Origin of the sequence: Sphingobacterium sp. Mn56C (assembly GCF_049319645.1) — a bacterium.
Classification (GTDB): Bacteria; Bacteroidota; Bacteroidia; order Sphingobacteriales; family Sphingobacteriaceae; genus Sphingobacterium.
On the sequence record NZ_JBMOUC010000002.1, the window covers coordinates 410,559 to 430,552 of the forward strand.

General features: G+C 41.3%; 16 protein-coding genes. 7 read left to right on the forward strand and 9 right to left on the reverse strand.

Annotated features, from left to right (window positions below):
* Positions 1 to 115: 115 nt before the first annotated feature.
* Both kbl and ACL9RF_RS09215 read right to left on the reverse strand, forming a co-directional pair.
* Positions 116 to 1,306 carry a glycine C-acetyltransferase gene (gene kbl, locus ACL9RF_RS09210; protein WP_422800320.1) on the reverse strand — a complete coding sequence of 397 codons (1,191 nt, stop codon included), beginning with the start codon at positions 1,304 to 1,306 and terminating at the stop codon, positions 116 to 118.
* Positions 1,307 to 1,438: 132 nt separating this feature from the next.
* Positions 1,439 to 1,852: a DUF2147 domain-containing protein gene (locus tag ACL9RF_RS09215; protein WP_422800321.1), complete on the reverse strand. Its 414-nt coding sequence runs from the start codon at positions 1,850 to 1,852 to the stop codon at positions 1,439 to 1,441.
* 157 nt (positions 1,853 to 2,009) lie between these two features.
* Here ACL9RF_RS09215 and ACL9RF_RS09220 point away from each other — a divergent pair, with 157 nt between their 5' ends.
* On the forward strand, positions 2,010 to 2,357 hold the full coding sequence (locus ACL9RF_RS09220) for a phage holin family protein (RefSeq protein ID WP_422800322.1): 348 nt from the start codon (positions 2,010 to 2,012) through the stop codon (positions 2,355 to 2,357).
* A 120-nt stretch (positions 2,358 to 2,477) separates the two neighbouring features.
* Here the strand turns inward: ACL9RF_RS09220 and ACL9RF_RS09225 are convergent, their stop codons facing one another.
* Both ACL9RF_RS09225 and ACL9RF_RS09230 read right to left on the reverse strand, forming a co-directional pair.
* Positions 2,478 to 3,758 (reverse strand): hypothetical protein, encoded by a 1,281-nt coding sequence (locus ACL9RF_RS09225; RefSeq protein ID WP_422800323.1) that lies wholly within the window; start codon positions 3,756 to 3,758, stop codon positions 2,478 to 2,480.
* A gap of 11 nt (positions 3,759 to 3,769) precedes the next feature.
* Positions 3,770 to 6,181: a TonB-dependent receptor gene (locus ACL9RF_RS09230; protein WP_422800324.1), complete on the reverse strand. Its 2,412-nt coding sequence runs from the start codon at positions 6,179 to 6,181 to the stop codon at positions 3,770 to 3,772.
* A gap of 94 nt (positions 6,182 to 6,275) precedes the next feature.
* Between ACL9RF_RS09230 and ACL9RF_RS09235 the strand changes: the two genes are divergently transcribed.
* On the forward strand, positions 6,276 to 7,241 hold the full coding sequence (locus ACL9RF_RS09235) for a helix-turn-helix transcriptional regulator (protein ID WP_422800325.1): 966 nt from the start codon (positions 6,276 to 6,278) through the stop codon (positions 7,239 to 7,241).
* Between the two features lie 85 nt (positions 7,242 to 7,326).
* Here the strand turns inward: ACL9RF_RS09235 and ACL9RF_RS09240 are convergent, their stop codons facing one another.
* The 3 genes from ACL9RF_RS09240 to ACL9RF_RS09250 form a co-directional block, all read right to left on the reverse strand.
* The gene (locus ACL9RF_RS09240) at positions 7,327 to 9,717 is read right to left on the reverse strand and encodes a TonB-dependent siderophore receptor (RefSeq protein ID WP_422800326.1); all 2,391 of its coding nucleotides are present in this window, start codon (positions 9,715 to 9,717) and stop codon (positions 7,327 to 7,329) included.
* 212 nt (positions 9,718 to 9,929) lie between these two features.
* Positions 9,930 to 11,852: a glucosamine-6-phosphate deaminase gene (gene nagB / locus ACL9RF_RS09245; RefSeq protein WP_422800327.1), complete on the reverse strand. Its 1,923-nt coding sequence runs from the start codon at positions 11,850 to 11,852 to the stop codon at positions 9,930 to 9,932.
* Positions 11,853 to 11,969: 117 nt separating this feature from the next.
* Positions 11,970 to 13,136 (reverse strand): methionine aminotransferase, encoded by a 1,167-nt coding sequence (locus tag ACL9RF_RS09250; protein ID WP_422800328.1) that lies wholly within the window; start codon positions 13,134 to 13,136, stop codon positions 11,970 to 11,972.
* Positions 13,137 to 13,205: 69 nt separating this feature from the next.
* Here ACL9RF_RS09250 and ACL9RF_RS09255 point away from each other — a divergent pair, with 69 nt between their 5' ends.
* Positions 13,206 to 13,874, forward strand: coding sequence for a TlpA family protein disulfide reductase (locus ACL9RF_RS09255; protein ID WP_422800329.1), 669 nt, complete (start codon positions 13,206 to 13,208; stop codon positions 13,872 to 13,874).
* Between the two features lie 54 nt (positions 13,875 to 13,928).
* Here the strand turns inward: ACL9RF_RS09255 and radA are convergent, their stop codons facing one another.
* Complete coding sequence (gene radA, locus ACL9RF_RS09260; RefSeq protein ID WP_422800330.1) at positions 13,929 to 15,320, reverse strand: DNA repair protein RadA; 1,392 nt, start codon at positions 15,318 to 15,320, stop codon at positions 13,929 to 13,931.
* A 90-nt stretch (positions 15,321 to 15,410) separates the two neighbouring features.
* Between radA and ACL9RF_RS09265 the strand changes: the two genes are divergently transcribed.
* Positions 15,411 to 15,917 carry an RNA polymerase sigma factor gene (locus ACL9RF_RS09265; RefSeq protein ID WP_422800331.1) on the forward strand — a complete coding sequence of 169 codons (507 nt, stop codon included), beginning with the start codon at positions 15,411 to 15,413 and terminating at the stop codon, positions 15,915 to 15,917.
* Complete coding sequence (locus ACL9RF_RS09270) at positions 15,917 to 16,546, forward strand: hypothetical protein (RefSeq protein ID WP_422800332.1); 630 nt, start codon at positions 15,917 to 15,919, stop codon at positions 16,544 to 16,546. The genes ACL9RF_RS09265 and ACL9RF_RS09270 overlap by 1 nt, the downstream gene beginning before the upstream one ends.
* Here ACL9RF_RS09270 and ACL9RF_RS09275 read toward each other — a convergent pair.
* Positions 16,532 to 18,280, reverse strand: coding sequence for a serine hydrolase domain-containing protein (locus tag ACL9RF_RS09275; protein ID WP_422800333.1), 1,749 nt, complete (start codon positions 18,278 to 18,280; stop codon positions 16,532 to 16,534). The genes ACL9RF_RS09270 and ACL9RF_RS09275 overlap by 15 nt on opposite strands.
* A gap of 98 nt (positions 18,281 to 18,378) precedes the next feature.
* Between ACL9RF_RS09275 and xseA the strand changes: the two genes are divergently transcribed.
* On the forward strand, positions 18,379 to 19,638 hold the full coding sequence (gene xseA / locus ACL9RF_RS09280) for an exodeoxyribonuclease VII large subunit (RefSeq protein WP_422800334.1): 1,260 nt from the start codon (positions 18,379 to 18,381) through the stop codon (positions 19,636 to 19,638).
* An 85-nt stretch (positions 19,639 to 19,723) separates the two neighbouring features.
* Positions 19,724 to 19,942: an exodeoxyribonuclease VII small subunit gene (gene xseB, locus ACL9RF_RS09285; protein ID WP_422800335.1), complete on the forward strand. Its 219-nt coding sequence runs from the start codon at positions 19,724 to 19,726 to the stop codon at positions 19,940 to 19,942.
* Positions 19,943 to 19,994 lie beyond the last annotated feature (52 nt).

The window sequence follows — 19,994 nt, forward strand, 5'->3', positions numbered from 1 at the left end:
CAAAGATATATAATTTGCACCTCACTTTCTGCATATATTATATTATATTTATATAAAAAATACAGATAAGCCTCTGACAATAAGCTTTTAGTTTAAAGCTTAACTACTTTTTACGTTAAGAAATAACGTTCAATTCTTTACCTACCTTTGTAAAAGCCGCTATAGCCTTGTCCAAATGCGATTTATCATGCCCTGCAGAGATTTGTACACGAATACGTGCTTTTCCTTGCGGCACTACCGGGTAATAGAAACCAATAACATAAATACCCTCTTCCAGCATCTTAGCGGCAAATTCCTGCGCCAATTTTGCATCGTACAGCATGACAGGCACAATAGGGTGAAAACCCGGTTTTATATCAAAACCTGCAGCCGTCATCTGTTCCCGGAAATACAGCGTATTTTCCTCCAGTTTATCGCGTAGTGCTGTGGTCTCGCTGAGCATATCCAATACCGCTACCGATGCCCCAGCAATAGCAGGAGCCAATGTATTCGAAAATAAGTAAGGACGAGAGCGCTGGCGCAACATCGCAATGATTTCTTTTTTTCCCGCGGTAAAACCACCCGATGCACCACCCAAAGCTTTCCCTAAGGTGCCTGTAATAATATCAACACGGTCGATAACATCAAACAACTCGTGGGTACCACGGCCAGTTTTACCGATAAAACCAGAGCAATGCGACTCGTCGATCATAACCAAGGCCTCATACTTATCCGCTAAATCGCAGATTTTATCCAGGGGCGCTACCGAGCCATCCATAGAGAATGCACCATCCGTTACAATAATTCTATGGCGCGCACCTGCGGCAGCCTGTAATTGAGTCTCGAGGTCAGCCATATCACAGTTTTTATACCGGAAGCGCTGCGCCTTACATAGGCGTACACCATCGATAATAGAAGCATGATTCAGCTCGTCCGAGATAATAGCATCCTCAGCGGTAAACAAAGGTTCAAAAACCCCTCCATTGGCATCAAAAGCTGCGGCATAAAGGATAGTGTCTTCCATTCCTAAGAATGTAGAAAGCTTCGCTTCCAGCTCTTTGTGAACATCCTGTGTTCCGCAGATAAAGCGTACCGACGACATACCATAACCATGGCTATCGATAGCATTTTTTGCTGCTTCAACAACTTTAGGGTGCGAAGACAAGCCCAAGTAATTGTTTGCACAGAAGTTGATTACCTCTTGTCCGGTACTCACTTTAATATCAGCACCCTGCGGCGTAATAATAATACGTTCCTGCTTATAAAGGCCAGCCTCTTTAATGGCGGCAAGCTCTTTTTCTAAGGCAGGTTTTAGCGTTTTATACATGCGAATATATTTTTATAAAAATGATCTAATATTTAACCTACTAAAGGCAACAGCAAAGATACTAGATTTCCTTTACACAAAATCAGGAAAACGATTGTGTATTAATTATATAATATACCCAAGCACAAGAAATTACTTAATACGTTTCCAGGTTTCGGTTCGCCCCAGCAAACTAATGCCTATAAATCCCCTGATATCCAGCAGATCGTCGCCCTTTAAAGTCATTTTGCAGCTATACGTTTTTCCGGACTTTGGATCGTAAATCTCTCCCCCCTCATATCCCTTACCCTTTTTACTAAAATTTTTAAGAATCTCCAGCCCTTGAATATGACGGCTGCGTAAGGCCTCGTCTGGATTTTTCTCATCTTTCTTGGAAGCATCTTTAATCCAGTACAATTTACCGAAATACTGGTCTCCGCGTTTAGTAATTTCTACCCTACCCTCACCACTTGGGTTCTCCCATTTTCCTAAAATAGGATCGTTCCCTTGCGCAAATACTAGTATAGTACATAGCATTGCCATAAAAATTATTGTTAGCTTTTTCATAAAATTGTAGTTTATAATAGATTAAATATACGTAAAATTCCTATGCCTGCATAGTTATTCAAAAAATCAAGCCTAAAAAGCCATACCCTACAAAAGCTTTGGCACATATTTTGAACTCGTTTTAGCGTATCAATCTTAAATTTTAGCTTCATATCACATGAGATTTATTGTATCACTACTATTGACGGGTGCTGTTGTTGCAATTGCATCCTATATAATCCCCGGAGTTTATGTAGCGGGATTTGGCTGGGCCATTGTTACCGGATTAGTTATCGGCTTTGTAAACGCTTTCATTGGTGGCATACTGAGGCTATTTACCTTCCCCTTAAATTGGCTTACATTCGGTTTGATATCCTTTATTATTACCGTACTTATGGTTATGCTGACGGATAATATAATGGGCAGTAAATTCGAGGTTAATGGCTTCTGGAGCGCGGCATTTTTTGCCTTAGCTGTTGCTGTATTAGAAATGATTATTACAGGGGCACAAAAGCCTAAAAAGTAAAATATTAGAATAAAATAGAATTTAAAACATAAAGACTTCAAAATCCTATCCATTAAAAAGGGGCTATCTTTCAAAAAAGATAGCCCCTTTAGCTGTTAACTATAACAGTAAGTGTACAGCTTAAAAAATACCAATATAATATTGACCCGCAGCAGACGTAATATTAGCCCCTTTCGTAAAGGCTGTTGGAGCAGCATTATTAACATCAAAAATATAGACGTTGCCCTTTCCTTCTTTTGGAGAAAGCGCCATATAGAATTTGCCATTACGAGCTACCGAATATTGGTAATCCGACAAATCCAAACCTGCAGGTACATCCAACTTAACCACAGAACCATCTTTCACATTGACACGCGCTACTCTCCAATCTTTAGAACCCGAGTCAGAATATGGAACATAGGCAATACCGTTACCTACATAAAACCAACCGTTAGAAGAAACTGCTGTAGGAAGTTGTGCTGTTATATCCAATTTGAAAGAGGTATCAAAATTGCCGTTAACAATTTTACCAATACTAATATTTTTGCCTGAGGAAGAGGCCAACACTAAAATATTTCCATCCTCATCTTTATGTAAATTTGGCGTTCTATAGCCGTTCGTATTTCCTTTTATATGCTGTGTAACGACAACTTTTGGATTTTTTAACGACGGGTAATCCACTTGTAATACTGCAGCATATTCGCGAGGTAAGGTATTGTCATTTTTCCCAGTTTCAAGATTATAGCGCTGCAAACCACATCCATAAAATGCTTTACCATTAGCAACAACAGGAGCATCGATACGGAAAATACGGTAGCCCAGTTTACGAATATCATCGCCTAAATCCATGATAACAGCTCTATCCGCTACATCGATACGCATATTTTGAAGATTAATAACCCCAATCTGTGCCGTATCTGGCTTCATAGTAACAACCGACTCTGATATCTGTGAAGGGCCCGCAGTAGCACCTACAGCATGTACCATAGCGAAACTATCATCAATTTTTGTAAGACGTAAAGCATTAACACCTAAAGGAATAGAAGCATTTAATTCGCCACCAACACGCGCATAATTCTGCCCGCCCAAATACATATATTTAGCTAAGGTTCCTACCGGATAGTCCAATGCATATACCAAAGAGCCATCAGTAGAAGAGTAAAAACGCGTTGTAACCGTTGCAGGTAAGCGGAAACCAAAATTTTTAAAGGATATATCGCCAGTATTAAGATCTTTTAAACCTTGCACATAAGTAGCTTCCGCATCAGAACCCTTAGAAAAGTAGGCCAATTGAAAATCCCCCTTAACACCCTGCTGTCCACCTGGCTCTTCACCGCCAGCGTTATCACTTTTACTACAAGAGGTAAACATCATCAATCCCATACCAACGGCAAGAACTGAATTTAAAAAATTGAACTTCATAATATTAAATTTTAATTATAAAATAAGTTGTATGTTAATTTCGCATAGAAAGCCCTACCCGGACGTTGGATTTTGAAATTATCGAACACCTGCCTATCTGCAATATTTTTCGCATCCAAACCTAAAGTCCAACGTTGGTTGGCCAAAGTATAGGTAAGACCAATATCATTTACAAACTGTTGAGGAATCCAATTCAACCCACTGCCACCTAAACCAGCCCAATCCCGAAGAAAGCGATTCACATAATTTACGCCATAGGTTACACTCGCCCTAGATCCTTTTTGGAACAAATTCGGCACATAGTAGGTTAGCGACCCGCTAAATTTATAAGAAGGTTCATTCCTAATCTGCTGTCTATAATAAGAATAACGCGCTCCATTTTCATTAAATTCCGTATTAAACAAGGCATTAAATTTCGATGTCGTAAATAAAAACTGCAGTTTATCCGAGTAGCGATACGTTAGTTCCGCATCAAAACCACGCGCTTCCACATTATCTAAATTTTCAAAAAAAGCAATATCTTGCGAGTCAGCAGAAATACCTTTGCGAATCATTCCTTTAACATTTCTACGGAATAAAGAGGTATTTAAATTGATGCTATGCTGTTCAATACGATAAGGGCCGAGGTTAAAACCTAGGTTTATATTCACACTTCGTTCGGGGTTTAAGCCATAATTGGGCACCTCATTTTCCAAATCATTTCCAAAAGTCTCCCCTTCGCTAGGTAAGCGAATAGCACGTTCGCCAGAGGCGAGAATAAAAAACTTAGGCAACAGCTGGTAAGACAAGGCTACACCATATCCACTAGCATCGATTTTTTTATCGATCTGCTCCTTTTCCCATACACCCGAAACCCGCTTTGGCTCGTGCGATCTCACCGTTTGAAGATAATGTTTAAAGAAAGCATTGGTCCTCAACCTGTTGTTAAAGGCTAAGTTCTCGTAGGTCAAACTTAGGATACCTTTAGATAAATCCCTTGTATTTTGAAAATCACGCCACGTTTGATCTCTTCTTTTATCATCCACGCCACGTTTAAAACTATTATACAAAATATTAGCATGAATACTATTATTAGGCGTGATACGGTAACTCAAATTCGTACGCACAACAAATGCGGTTTCATCGTTTATAGAATAGGATTTCCCCAACCTAGATTGTTCAGCACCTTTAGCCCACTGCACCACGTTACCATTATTATCCAAAATAGGTTTACCACTCCAATCGTAATAATCACCAATGGTATCAATATTATTGCGCTCCAACAAAGAAATACTACCATCTACACTAAGGGATAAGCCATCAACGAAAAGGTTTTGTTTTTTATAGTTTAACGTATAAACCTGTGATTTTTGTCGGTTATGCCTATTTCCATACACCATTTTCATCGAGACGCCGTGTTGCATTTCGCGCATTTGCCCCGACAATAAAGCCCCCAAAAACAACTGATCCGCCCATTTTTTATTGGTTATTCCAAGCTCAATACGACCACCCGACGAACGATAAGCATCATTAAAGCGTTTTACTCGCTTATTAGCGGGCGTTGAAGAGCCTAAATAATCATAATAGTTAATATCCTCTCCCCATACCTCATAATTGTTGTCAGAATAATTATGAAAACCCGAAAATCGTACGGCTAAATCCTCCTTAAGTTTATAACTTCCATTACCTTGCCACTGGTGGGTATTAAAAGAACCAAATGAATAAGAAGTATTAATTACATTTTTTATATTCTTCTTTAAAACAATATTAATCGCTCCACCAAGCGCATCTTCCGAAAGATACCCCGGAACAACGCCTTTATAGACCTCAATTCTTTCAATAAGTGCCGGAGGAATACTGTTTATAGAAAACGAACGTCCATAGTTTGACATGGGTACCCCATCAATAAAAACCTTAACCGCATTTCCACTTAAACCATTTAAATTAAGCACCATAGAAGACCCCAGGCCACCATCTTGACGGATCTTAACCCCCGCCGAACGGTCTAATAGTTCAGTAGTCTGTATATTCTGCAATGCCGCCTCTTTTGTTTCGATAACATTAACAGCAAAGCCACTGGTTTCAATTTCCTTTTTAACGGATGTACGTTCTACCAGCACCTCATCCAGCGCCATATGCCCCTTCGCATCAATATGTATATGCAAATCCGGCTGGTCTTTTGTAACGTGCAGTGTTAACTTTTTAGGTTTTATTTCTATGGATGATACAATAAGCGTATATCTACCCCCCTTTAATTGGGAAAAACTATAATTTCCATTCGCATCGGTTATCGCTACGAAAGGTGTTCCTTCGATTTTTAAAGTAACATGTGACAGTGGGACACCGTTATCGCTATGTACCTTCCCCTTAATGGTAAAAAATTGTTGTGCAAAGACTTGTAATACGAATACGACAAAAAATATCGATAAATAGAATTTTTTCATTATTTGCGTTTAATACCCTAACTTAGGCCTGCATTTTAGAACAAGTCTAAATAAAATTTGGTAACGCAAATCTATCGCTTAATAAGGCATAAAAATGACGCAATCAGAAAAAATAGTTTCATATTCGGAAAATAACTTACCTGAAATGGAAGCTCTTAGCGTAGAAGAATTAATAAACACCAGGTTTATAGGACATTATATTATTTTAGATAGTACCGAGACAAAAAAAGTATGCAGCCCCATTACTGGTTTTTTAAATATTCTGCTCCCTAGCGCTGGTAATACCTGTATTTGTCCCTATGTATTTCGCCAACAATCCTTTATTGTGCGCGGCGGTGAAAATATTATACATAGCGTGCAAAAAGGCGAGGTCTTAGAATGGAAAAATATCTATGAAGGGAATATTGCGATAGCGATTTTTGTACCTCAAGAAATGTTACACGATTTTAAGGTTAAATTTGACAGTCATAACAGCCGTTTCAAAAACGGTATGATGACAAAAAGTGACAACCGTATACGCCTTATTATCAATCAAATTTTAGATCTTAACTCCATTGTAACACCTCTCAACAAGTTACGTATACAAGCACATATTATTGAAGCCATTGTGCATCAGATAGAGGGTCTTTATGCTGAAAATGAGAAACATGAAATCATTATAAATAAAAACCATTACGACAAGATACTACTTGCCAAAGCTCTGATTGAAAAAGACTTTACCCAATCGTATACCATACAAGAAATTGCAAAAAAAATAGGTACTAATGAGCAGTATTTAAAGAAATATTTCAAACAGTATTTTGGAAAAACTGTAATGAATTACATGACAGATGTTAAAATGGAACACGCCAGAAAGCTGATTATGACGGGCGAGTACCGGGTTTCAGATGTTGCACGTTTAACAGGTTATAAACATGCTACACATTTTACTACCGCTTTTAAGAAATATTTCGGATTTATCCCTAACTCACTACGCTACACGTTCTTAATAGCAAGCGAAGGCGTCAGTATAGTATCAGAGATTGAAAATTTTTTGCTTGCCATAGGCGACAAGATTTAGTTTTGTTGAAACAGCCTGTACAAATGCTGTAAAAAATACGGCCTTTCGGCCATATTTTTTGTCCATATTTTACAAAATATTACTATTAAAAGGTGTAACTACATGTTGTCGTAAAATCACGTGGCGTAATCGGATTAACACTGTAATTTTCGTGCACAACATAATTGAATACATCCGTCACATTACCCACTTTAGCGAGGATTTTTAATTTGCCTATGCTGTAGCCCACAGATAAATCTAGTGTGGTATATCCCGACAAAGGAATAAGTCTATTCGTATTATTAAGAATATTTACTTTGGTATTATTCCAGCCAGCGAAGCGCTTGCCGGTATAAAAAGCAGACCCCCCCAGCTTTAATCCCTTTAGTTGGCCAGACTGAACGGTATAAAACACAGTAGCGTTTGCCGTATTTGCGGTACTTCGCACTATACGGACGCCCTCCACCATGCCCTTATCATTGGTTTTCGTAAAACGGTTGAAGCTATAGGAATAGCCCGCAATAACATGGAGACCTTTACAAAGGTCACCATTAATATCCAGCTCAAACCCATCGTTCGTTGTCTGTCCAGAAAACTCCTTATGGAGATCATCAACCTTTCCGTCGGCTTTAATGATATTTTGCGCCAAATTATGGTTTAAAATTTTATAGGCCGTAACGTTAACAGACAGCTTACCTTGTAGAAGATCCTTTTTTACACCGATCTCATATTGATCCAGTAGTGATGGTCCTAATGGCACATTATTACTATCTATAGCCGTTTTATTCGATATAAAGCTATTCGTATAACTTGTGTACAGACTTAAATCATGTAATGGTTGGTAGATGAATGCGACCTTAGGAGACCAGGCCTTATCGTTAAACTTTAAAGCAGCAGGTTGGGTCTTACCCGCTTGATAGTCCCACAGATCCGTCGCCGGAGTAAAATGGTAGGTAAAACGCAGCCCTGCCAAAACTTTAAACTTTTCCGTAATACCGATTAAATCCTGAACAAAAGCACCATACCGATATACTCTTGTTGTCGATCGGGTTTTTAAGGAAACCTCCGGAATCCGACCAAAGGATTCAATATCCGGCTTAAACACATTGATCGCGCCAATTTCTGCTGTAGGCACCGTTGGCTGCTCCGGGTTACCAAAAATATCATAGGCATACACCTTATACGTTGCCTGATCCATGTCTCCGCCGATTAGCACCTGATGTGTAAAACGTGCAGTAGTAAACCTTCCCGTAATATTAACCTGCTGATTACGGCTAGTTTCATCCCACCTCATGCGCCTTAATGTTAGCGCAGCCATTGAATCCACCCCCGGTCTAATACGCTCCGAACTATAGTAATTTCTACCATAATGGTGCTGACTAAGCAACACACTCATTTTCCAGTCTTTAGAAAAGGAATGATCCAAAGATACCTGTATGTTGGTAGAATTTGTTCGGTTAAACGCCCAGGGCACATTTAAATACGTACTGCGACTGAGCGCCTTATTGATTTTTCCATCAAGCGTACCTATCCCAAAATCTGGCGTAAAATTAGCCTTCAGGTAATCGAACATAAAATTGATCGATGTATGCTCCGATAACTTATACAAAAGTGAAGGATTAATATAAGCACGTTTTGTTTTTACATAATCCCGGAAGCTACCGGCAGATTCGCCCGTACTCACCAACCTAAAGGCTATACGTTTCGATAATGGCCCATAAACATCCAGCATAGGCTTATAACGCCCCCAACTACCGTAACGCAAAGACAGCTCACTACCGAGTTCAAATTTAGGCTTCTTGGTAATCAAATTTACGACCGCACCCCCCGATACCCCACCATATAATAAGGCAGCCGAGCCCTTTAAAATCTCAACAGATTCCAGGGTACTCGCCTCAATATTGGCATCAATATTATTAGTTGCGCCATTCTTAAGCACATCATTATCGCTCATACGCATACCACGAGCAAAAAAAGACTCGCCTACAGACCCACGGTTAGTACCTATAGCGATGCCATTTGCATTTTTTAATGCATCGCCTAAAGTATTCACCTGCTGATCTGCAATCACCTGCGCATTTATAATTTGAACAGCCTGTGGCAGATCTTTAGATACAATTGCGCCCTTTCCCAAGGCTATGGTTTGCTTATTTACAGAGTTATACCCCATAACACGCACCTGATCAATAGGCTGTTCAACCTTTTCCATCAACACATTTTTCAAATCGATCTTGTCCGTTTTACGCTTGATTTTGACGCGATAATTTCGGTATCCAACACCCGTAAATACTACATCAAAACTCGCCTTACCAGGAATATATAATTTAAAAAAACCATGTCGATCTGTTTTTGTAGTTCTATTCAGTGCAGACACATTGATATCCGGAATATGCTGTCCTTGCGCATTTATTACTTTACCCTTAATTGTTGTTTGGGCATGCACTACAGCAGCAAAGCCAAGCACTGCCGCTACAGTTAATAAAAATTTCGCCTTCATAATTTTAATTTAGTTTAATTAAAAATAAAGGTAAAACAATAGCGTTTACAGATAAAAAAATAAACCGTACAAATAAATCACACCATTTCTAAGGCGCCGAGATAGTAAAACGATATTGTGCAACGAAAAAAAAGATTTAACGCCAAAAGATGCCACAAAAAAAAGAGACTATCGAAATAGTCTCTTTTTTCCTTTGTAACAAATTATAAGGTTTACGTAAACTTCCATTTTACAAAAGCCTCGATAGCTTCATAATCAGCAAGGCCCAATCTATGGTATAAGGCAGCAGTTTCGCTGGTACGATCTTCAGCACGCACCCAAAACTCGCGCGGATCATCGCCCGGAAATACAGGTACATCCTTTTGAGACTGATGTTTAAAAATGGCCAGACGTTTCCTTTTCACCTCCTGTGGAGATAGCGGAATAGCCATTTCAATTTCATGGATTGGGTACTCATGCCATGCGCCGCGATATAACCATAACCAACAATCTTTCGTCCATTCGTCGGTTCTGCGCAGCCTTAATAACGCTTCCAGAATAATATCGAAACACACCTTATGCGTGCCATGTGGATCAGCAAAATCTCCGGCAGCAAACACCTGATGTGGTTTTACCTGTCTCAATAGCTCCATCGTCTGTTGAATATCATCTTCAAAAGAAACCTCCTTTGCAAACTTCATGCGATCATAAAACGGTAAGTTTTGAAAATGGATATGCTCATCTGGCAGCCCTACAAAACGTGCTCCGGCAATCGCCTCACCTTTACGGATTAAGCCCTTCACCTTTCGGATAATTTCGGGATCCACCTGGTTCGGTTTCTTCGTACCGAAAAACTCACGTGCGTCGTTATATATTTTTGTGGTCACCCCCTGATCATCATCGATAGCGATGGCAAAATCCTGCACAAACTCCAAGTACCGCAACACATCATCGTCCCACACGGCTGTATTTCCCGATGTTTGGTAAGCAACATGCACATTATGCCCCTGATCAGCAAGACGTATAAAGGTCCCCCCCATAGAAATCACATCGTCGTCGGGGTGTGGCGAGAATAAAATCACATTCTTTTGTGCTGGCTCCGCTCGTTCGGGTCTATTGGTATCATCGACATTAGGTTTGCCACCAGGCCAGCCCGTAATGGTGCGTTGTAAATCATTAAAAATATTGATATTTATACTATACGCCGGCCCCTGTTTAGTGACCAGATCGGCCATACCATTGTTGTTATAATCGTCGTCTGTAAGTTTCAGAATCGCTTTTCCTAATTTTAGCGACAACCATACTACAGCCTTTGTGGTCAAGCTATCCGACCATACCACATCCCGCGCCAACCAGGGGGTATCGAAGCGTGTGAGTAATGATGCTGCATCCTGATCTAAGATAAACTCGACATGGTCAGAAAGCTGAAGGTAAGTAGCCGGAATATCCGGAGAAATCTCTCCCTCTACAGCTTTCTTGACGATAGCTGCTTTTTTCTCATTCCAGGCCATTAGTATAATATCTTTGGCTTTGAAAATTGTTCCTACCCCCATTGTTATGGCTTTAGAAGGGACATTTTCTTTACCCCCAAAATCCCTAGACGCATCCCGACGTGTTAAATCGTCTAAGGTTACCAAGCGTGTCCCAGAGTTTGGCGCCGAACCCGGTTCATTGAAACCTATATGGCCTGTACGACCAATACCCAATAGCTGAATATCTAAGCCCCCATAATCGGATATTTTCTGTTCAAACCGTTCACAATAAGCCTGTACAGCCTCCGGTGCAATTGTGCCATCCGGAATATTAATATTTCCAGGAATAATATCGACATGATCAAACAGGTGTTTTTTCATGAACGTTACATAACTCTGATCTGCTGTAGGCAGCATTGGAAAATACTCGTCCAAATTAAAGGTTACGACATTTTGAAAACTTAACCCTTCTTCCTTATGCAAACGTACCAGCTCTTTATAAACCTTTACCGGAGTAGCGCCTGTAGCCAGCCCCAACACTGCATGTTCACCTTTGGCCTGTTTTTCCCGGATGATTGTAGCAATACGATTTGCAACACGTACGGAAGCGACATCTTGATTAGGATACACCGTTACCGGCACCTTTTCAAAACGCGTTTCCTCTAATAAATTTAATCTTGCCATTTAAGAGGTTTTATAAATATGATTATCGTGAATAGCAAATCTAATAATAATTAGAAAGCAAAACAGTAAAAAAGAAAATTAATTCCTTTAAAAAAACACTGCAAACCATTGCGTTAGCTACACTAATTTTAACCTCGTTATAGCCTCCTGTAAGGTATCTTCCTTTTTAGCAAAGCAGATCCGCAAGAGCTGCTGATTTTTAGAATCGCTATAAAAAGCACTCACCGGAATCATCGCTACCCCCGCCTCGTGCGTAAGCTGTTGAGCAAAGTCTAATTCCGACTTGTCGGATATAGCGCTATAATCGAGCAGCAAAAAATAGGTGCCCTCACAGGGCAATACCTTAAAGCGACTCGCTGTTAAACCCTGCACTAAATACTCCCGTTTCTTTTGAAAGAACAAGGGCAAACCCGCGTAGTAGTCGGTGTTTTCTCCTAAATACGCAGCAATTGCCATCTGTATCGGAAGATTAACCGAAAAAACATTAAACTGGTGTACCTTTCGAAACTCTTGGCTTAAAGCAGCTGGCGCAATGACATATCCTATTTTCCAGCCGGTTGTATGCAGCAGTTTTCCAAACGAGCAAACCACAAAAGTACGCGAGCGCAATACAGCAGACTTCAACAGGGTATGATGTTGACGGCCATCAAAAACGATATGCTCATAAACCTCGTCGCTAAGCACAAAAATGCCGGAATCTTTAACCAGCCTTTCCAATTGCAAAATATCCTCCGCAGACCATATCCTACCTGTAGGATTGGAAGGGTTGTTTACAATAATCAATCGTGTTTTTTGCGTGATAAGCTGTGCTACCTCGTCCCAGTTTATGGAAAAATCTGGCGCTAACAACTGTACAGCCTTGACCTTGCCTCCAAAAAGCGCTACCGCGGGCCGATAGGAATCGTAAGCCGGCTCGAAAATAATAACCTCATCGTCGGCACGTACCACAGCCGCAATAACGTCAAACAAACCCTGCGTGCCGCCAGCGGTAATCGTAACCTCAGCATTTGCATCGACATCCACGCCATACTGTTTGGCATACTTGTGCGCTATACATTCACGTAGGCCATGAAATCCTGTCATAGGTGCATATTGGTTGAAACCCGCTCGCATATACTTATCGACCAGTTCAATTAAATGCGAATCGGTATCAAAATCCGGGAATCCCTGGGATAGGTTGATGGCTTGATGATGGGCCGCCAATGCCGACATCTGTGTGAATATGCTTATACCTGTATCGGGTAATTTGGAGGAAAATAATGAAGGAAGGTCGATTTGTGTCATATTTAATATTGCTATACCACTAAAATAGGAGATTCTTATATATTTGGATAAATAAAAAAATGGAATACTATGAAAAAGATATGGATAATGCTGTTGGCTGTTCTACCCTTTTTTCTGCAAGCGCAGACCAAGGAAGAATTGATAAATGAGGTAAAGGCAAATCCCAAAGAAAAAACCTCCATCCGCGCCATACAGCGTGTAGGCGGTTATGATCCCGATTTCAAAGAAATGCGCGAACTATTTAAAACTTTAGATAAAACGGTACGCAAATCTACGGAAGGCAAAATGTTTGAACGCTATCTAAAAAATTTGGAGCAAGTTGCTGTCGGAAAAAAAGCGCCAGGTATTACGCAGTTTGACCTGGATGGCAACCCGTACTCCTTACAAGATTTAAAAGGTAAATATGTGCTGGTCGACTTCTGGGCTTCATGGTGCCCACCATGCCGTGCTGAAAATCCGAATCTTGTGGCTACCTACGCCGAATTTAAAGACAAAAACTTTGAAATTTTAGGGGTTTCTTTCGACAAGGAATTAGGGCCGTGGAAAAAGGCTATTGAAGATGATAACTTGACCTGGAAACATATCTCAGATTTACAATTCTGGAATAATGGTGCGGCAATACCTTATGGTATTAAAGCGATACCGCAGAATGTCCTGGTAGACCCAAATGGCATTATTATAGCGCGTAACCTTCATGGAGATGCTTTAAAGGAAAAGCTTAGAGCTATACTGAAATAAAATATTCCGGGAAAGCGTATGCCACATATGCTTTCCCGGATTAAATTAAGCAAACTAAGCAAACACGGCCCTAAACAGATCCTCTAATGTCGCTATGGGCCGAATAGCAATAGCATACTTTTTTGCCTCGAGCCCTTTTGTGTTATACTTCGATATAAAGATAACATCAAAACCCAATTTTGCTGCTTCAGCAATACGCTGATCTATACGGTTTACAGCGCGGATCTCCCCGGAGAGACCTACCTCTCCGCAAAAGGCTACCTTTGCTGGCAGGGCAATATCCTGCTGTGAGGATATTATTGCCGCAATAACGGCTAAATCTATGGCTGGATCTTCTACACGCAAGCCGCCGGCAATATTTAAAAATACATCCTGTGCACTCAGGCGGAAACCAAATTTTTTCTCCAATACGGCCAGCAACATATTGAGCCTTTTCGTATCAAAGCCCGTAGAGCTACGCTGTGGGGTACCGAATGCCGAGTTGCTTACGAGTGCCTGCACCTCAATCATCAACGGGCGCAGCCCCTCCAGCATGGCCGCTATAGCGACACCGCTAACCGGTTCATCTCGCTGGGAGATCATAATTTCCGATGGGTTAGACACCTCCCGTAGCCCCGCACCCTGCATCTCATAAATACCAAGTTCTGATGCCGACCCAAACCTGTTTTTTACCGCTCTTAAGATACGGTACACATGATTTCTATCGCCCTCAAACTGTAATACAGTATCCACCATATGCTCCAGCACCTTAGGTCCTGCAATAGACCCATCTTTGGTGATATGCCCGACAATAAACACCGGCGTATTTGTTTCCTTGGCAAAGCGCAACAGCTCTGCGGTACACTCCCGCACCTGCGACACCGAACCCGGTGCCGATTCTATTTGCGAGGAATGTAACGTTTGTATGGAGTCGATGACCACCAACGTAGGTTCGACGACCTCTATCTGTTTAAAAATATGCTGTGTGGATGTTTCGGTGAGAATATAACAATTCGCCTTTGAATTTTGAGACAGTCGCTCGGCGCGCATTTTTATCTGCTGCTCGCTTTCCTCTCCCGATATATAGAGTACTTTAATATGTGGCATTGACAGCGCCAGTTGCAACATTAAAGTTGATTTTCCTATACCAGGTTCCCCGCCTATAAGCACTAAAGATCCGGATACAATGCCACCTCCCAAAACACGGTTGAACTCCTTATCGGGGCTCTGCAGACGCTGCTCTTCGGTATATACTATTTCATGAATCTGTGCTGCTTTATTTTGTCGCTTATTGCCTTGCGGCAAGTTCTGTGTTGTGCTGCGCCATTCTGGAACACGTGATGATGCCTTCTCCACCACTTCTTCTACAAAGGTATTCCATTGCTTGCAGGAGGGGCACTGCCCCAGCCACTTCGGTGACTCGTAACCACAAGACTGACAAAAATATGCTGATTTTGACTTCGCCATTGGGCTAAATTACTAATTTTTAATACCTGTGTATAAAATTAAATTATTCTGTAACATCTTATGCTTATTTTCGACCTATTAACGTAAGGAATGATAAGGACCAAAGAAATAGAATTTGTACATCTTCTAGAGGATAATCAAAATATCCTGCATAAGATCTGTAAGCTCTATACGGCGGATATGGATAGCCACAAAGATTTATTTCAAGAGATGGTAATTCAACTGTGGAAAGCCTACCCTTCCTTTAAGGGGGAGTCTAAATTTACAACTTGGGCTTATCGGGTTGCTTTAAATACTGCAATTTCGTTGTACCGTGGCAGTAAACGTAAAATTACGACAGTAGATTGGGACAATTCTTTACAAAATATACGTTATGAGGAGTACGATACCCAGCAAGAGGAGCAGTTAAAAAGCCTTTATGCTGCTGTACGCAGGCTCAATGATATTGAAAAAGCACTGGTGTACATGTATCTGGAAGATAAAGAGTATACAGAGATTGCCGAAACACTGGGCATCTCGGAGGTTAATGCCCGTGTAAAAATGAACCGTATAAAAAATAAGTTAAGGACGTTGATAAATCAAAACGGAGAAATGTAATGGATGGGTTAGACTTATTAAAAAAACATTGGAATAAAGATCAGGACTTCCCTAAGGTTAATGGAGATGAGATCCATACCATGCTGCGGAAGAGCTCTTCCTCCATTGTAAAATGGATTTTTATAATTTGCTGCCTGGAGTTGATTATTGGCTTGTCGCTATCGTTCAGCATTCCGGTGGAGAAAGAAAAGTTTTTTGCCTTCGCCGTTTTGGGTTATGTATACGACTTGGTATTTTATGTGGTAGTCCTTTATTTTATGTTTAAATTTTTCATCAACCTACGTAAAATCAACAACACACAAAACACGAAGTCGCTGATGGAAAGCATTTTAGATGTACGCAAAAATGCCGACCGCTATATACAGTTTAACCTATGGTGTATTTACCTGACCATATTGATAACCTTTGTGCATGTTTTGGTGGATGAGATATACCTGAAATACCACGACGACGCCGTAAAAGATTGGAGTTACATTATTTTGTTGATCTTTATATTCACGGCCCTGTTTAGCTTGTTTGCCGTTGTATTGGTGCTGGTCATTAAGTTTTACTACCGCATGGTATATGGCTTCTTTTTGAAGAAGTTAAACAACAACTATGAAGAGTTAACCAAGTTAGAGCGTTATTAATGATGACTTTGGTTGCCGTATAGCTTCGTAAATCGTATCTAAAATACGCCCACGAATATTTAATTCCAATAGCTTCGGACTTACATCGGGGTGCACTCTATTGGATAAAAAGATATAAACAAGCTGGTTTTCGGGATCGACCCAAAAGCAGGTTCCAGTGTAACCGGTATGGCCATACACGCTGGCATTGGCTAATTTCGACGGATACTCTTTTTTTGTATCCATGTCGTAGCGGTCAAAGCCCAACCCACGTCGACTTGTTTTAGACTGTCTACTCGTAAATAAATCCACTGTTTGGGCCTTAAAAAACTGCAGCCCACCATAATGCCCTCTATTTAATAACAGCTGCCCATAGATAGCAAGATCATTGGCCGTAGCAAACAAACCGGCATGCCCAGCAACACCGCCTGCCATAGCGGCACCTTGATCGTGTACATAGCCCTGCAAGAGCCCCTTGCGGAAGGACTTATCTACTTCGGTGGGTACAATTTTACTTTTATCAAAACGCTGCCACGGGTTGTAGCCTGCAGTCGTCATGCCCAAACGATCGAATAGCAACTGTTGCACATACTTATCTATTGGCGTATGTGTTTGCGTTTCGGCAATTTCCTGCATGACATACATGCTGATATCCGAATAAAGGTAGTTTCCCATGGGCTTAACATCCGTCATAAGCATTTCAGGCCACATCCTATCTTGGTAATAAAAATTACGAAGGTAGGCCCCCTCAGCAACCTTTACCTGATGTGTTGCCGACGAATCGGCCTGCATATCTCCAGGTTTAAGGTTTTTATAAAAGGGTATAAAAGGCACAAACCCCGCCTCGTGCAGCAGCACCGCACGCAAGGGTATGGAGGCTTTATTTGTTGTACGAGCAGCAGGCAGATAGTCTCCGATTGTACGATCCAAATTTAACACGCCAATTTCCTGTAGGTGCATAATCACAGGCGTCGTTCCCACAACTTTAGTGACCGAGGCTAAATCAAAAATATCCGATACCTGTGTCTGCTGCTCCCGACTGTACGTATGCCATCCATAACTTTTCTCAAAAATAACCTGTCCATCTTTTACCGCCATAACCACCATACCAGGGGTTGCGCGTTCGCGGATCGCTTCATTGGCTATGCCGTCAATACGATTGGCCATCTTCCCTAAATCATAGGTATCCCCTAAATCTACGGTATACTGCAAACGTGTTTGTGTGGTACGCTGTGATACGTCACCAGACGTTATAGCCAAGCCGCCGAAAATACTCATCGCCATATTACGCTGTGCATCGGCGGAAAAACCAGGATACAGCAGCTCCGTAACACGCCCCCCCAACTGCAGGAATGCCTGCTGTCCTTGCGTTAAAAAGGTACATAAAACCATATTTTTCTTATCCACTAACCCGCATTGCAGGAGGTACAATTGCTGCGCCTTCAATTCGTCTACTGTGCCCGTTACAATGAAGGTATTAAACCGATTAGCATGCAGCCCCTGTTCTGTAAAATCAAGCACCTCCACGTGGGCATATCGATTCAACTGATCAATAAACACTTGATATTTTTTAGCGTCAGCCGTTACCACAGCCATGCGCAGGTCAGCTAAGTCCTTCAAAGGTACACCCAGCCCTGCATGAGACAATAAATATGTTTTATTTGCTACTGCAGGCATAAATTGCGCCCAGCCGCAGCCGCAGTACAGCCCTGTGAATCCAAAGAAAAAAGAGATCAGGATTTTTAAACCTTTCATCGTGTAGCGGTTAAAGGCTTAAATATAGCAAGAAAACACACAATACGGAGGTGATGGATTTCATTTTCAATATTCCCTGTTTTGCCTATATTTGAGATATGCCCGAAGTTGTAAACAACAGAACCATATTTTCGCTATTGGAGGTTTCCAAAAGTGTACAGAAAACCATTGCCGAGAGGTATAAGAGTTTGTATTGGATAAAGGCCGAAATGAATAAACTAAACCACTATGTCTATTCGGGGCACTGCTACCCCGAGCTTGTAGAAAAGACAAATGGTAAGGTTGTTGCAGAGATGCGTTCCATTCTTTGGAAAACAGACTACGAACGTATAAACACCCAGTTTATAAAGCTGTTAAATGAGCCGTTGCGCGATGGCATACAGGTACTTTTTCAGGCAGGGCTAACCTATGATCCCATGCACGGTTTAAGCCTACGCATTGTGGATATTGACCCCACCTTTGTACTGGGAGAATTGGAGCGCGAGAAAAAAGAAAATATAGCCCGGTTGCAGCATGAGGGATTATTTGATGCCAACAAAAAGCTGTCCTTCCCGCTGGTACCGAAGCGCCTAGCAATTATATCGGTTGAAACAAGTAAAGGACTATCAGATTTTTATAAAATTATACAGCAGAACGCTTGGGGATATTGCATAGAAACGACCCTCTATCCGGCATTACTTCAGGGCGACAAATCTATACCTTCTATCCTATCACAGTTAGCCAATATTGCGGAGCAGGTCGAAAAATACGATGCCGTAGCGATTATTCGTGGTGGCGGTGGCGAGGTAGGCCTTTCCAGCTATAACAACTATGCGCTTGCACGTGCTATTGCTATCTTCCCCATTCCGGTATTAACAGGCATCGGCCACTCGACCAATGAAACGGTAAGTGAAATGGTGGCCTATAAAAATGCAATTACACCAAGTGAACTGGCTGATTTTCTGATCCAGCACTATCATAACTTCGCCATCCCTGTAGAGCAACTGCAGGAGCGTTTAATTCGCCATGCTGTGGAGCGCTTCAGCAGCGAAAAAAAACTACTGCAAGACTTTGCCCAGTCTTTGATGTGGAACAGTAAAAAAACATTCACACAGGAGCAGCATCAGCTCCAAATCCTGTCGCAACGTATGCAGCTTTTTAGCCAACAGCTTCTGAAAGATCAGCATAGTACATTGGAAAACCTGGAGCGTATACTGAAACTTGCCGACCCCAAACGCCTCTTAGAGCGGGGGTTCAGTATTACCACCTTTCAGGGGAGAGCTGTTTCTTCAGTACAGCAGTTGCAAGATGGCGACAGCATCGAAACGCGCCTCTTGGATGGGTCGGTAAGCAGTGTGGTAGTTAAAAAAAATGTATAACGCCTGCAGGCAGCAGGGCAGGATCTTGTGTAACGTTATCAAATTAAACACGCAGAAATAAGAAATAAGAAATAAGAAATACAACATGGAAAATAAATATACCTATATAGAAGCTTTTCAGGAACTAAAACAGATTGTCGCTGCTATAGAAAGTGGGCATAGTAATGTAGACGATCTTGCCGCACAGATTAAAAGAGCGGCCGAATTAATTCAGGTATGTAAAGCCAAACTTACCGCATCAGAAAAGGAAGTTGAGCAGCTTATCATGCAGCTCCAAGCATCATCACAGACAGAGAGCACCTAGTCTATCTTTAAATAAAAGGAGCCACACTATACTATGTGGCTCCTTTTGTAAA

Bases quoted from the DNA above. Each gene is read 5' to 3' on its own strand.
- ACL9RF_RS09270 (WP_422800332.1), top strand. From the start codon at position 15,917: ATGGATGGGTTAGACTTATTAAAAAAACATTGGAATAAAGATCAGGAC.
- ACL9RF_RS09225 (WP_422800323.1), bottom strand. From the start codon at position 3,758: ATGAAGTTCAATTTTTTAAATTCAGTTCTTGCCGTTGGTATGGGATTG.
- kbl (WP_422800320.1), bottom strand. From the start codon at position 1,306: ATGTATAAAACGCTAAAACCTGCCTTAGAAAAAGAGCTTGCCGCCATT.
- nagB (WP_422800327.1), bottom strand. From the start codon at position 11,852: ATGGCAAGATTAAATTTATTAGAGGAAACGCGTTTTGAAAAGGTGCCG.
- ACL9RF_RS09255 (WP_422800329.1), top strand. From the start codon at position 13,206: ATGAAAAAGATATGGATAATGCTGTTGGCTGTTCTACCCTTTTTTCTG.
- ACL9RF_RS09215 (WP_422800321.1), bottom strand. From the start codon at position 1,852: ATGAAAAAGCTAACAATAATTTTTATGGCAATGCTATGTACTATACTA.
- ACL9RF_RS09275 (WP_422800333.1), bottom strand. From the start codon at position 18,280: ATGAAAGGTTTAAAAATCCTGATCTCTTTTTTCTTTGGATTCACAGGG.
- ACL9RF_RS09240 (WP_422800326.1), bottom strand. From the start codon at position 9,717: ATGAAGGCGAAATTTTTATTAACTGTAGCGGCAGTGCTTGGCTTTGCT.
- ACL9RF_RS09265 (WP_422800331.1), top strand. From the start codon at position 15,411: ATGATAAGGACCAAAGAAATAGAATTTGTACATCTTCTAGAGGATAAT.
- ACL9RF_RS09230 (WP_422800324.1), bottom strand. From the start codon at position 6,181: ATGAAAAAATTCTATTTATCGATATTTTTTGTCGTATTCGTATTACAA.
- xseA (WP_422800334.1), top strand. From the start codon at position 18,379: ATGCCCGAAGTTGTAAACAACAGAACCATATTTTCGCTATTGGAGGTT.
- ACL9RF_RS09250 (WP_422800328.1), bottom strand. From the start codon at position 13,136: ATGACACAAATCGACCTTCCTTCATTATTTTCCTCCAAATTACCCGAT.
- radA (WP_422800330.1), bottom strand. From the start codon at position 15,320: ATGGCGAAGTCAAAATCAGCATATTTTTGTCAGTCTTGTGGTTACGAG.
- xseB (WP_422800335.1), top strand. From the start codon at position 19,724: ATGGAAAATAAATATACCTATATAGAAGCTTTTCAGGAACTAAAACAG.
- ACL9RF_RS09235 (WP_422800325.1), top strand. From the start codon at position 6,276: ATGACGCAATCAGAAAAAATAGTTTCATATTCGGAAAATAACTTACCT.
- ACL9RF_RS09220 (WP_422800322.1), top strand. From the start codon at position 2,010: ATGAGATTTATTGTATCACTACTATTGACGGGTGCTGTTGTTGCAATT.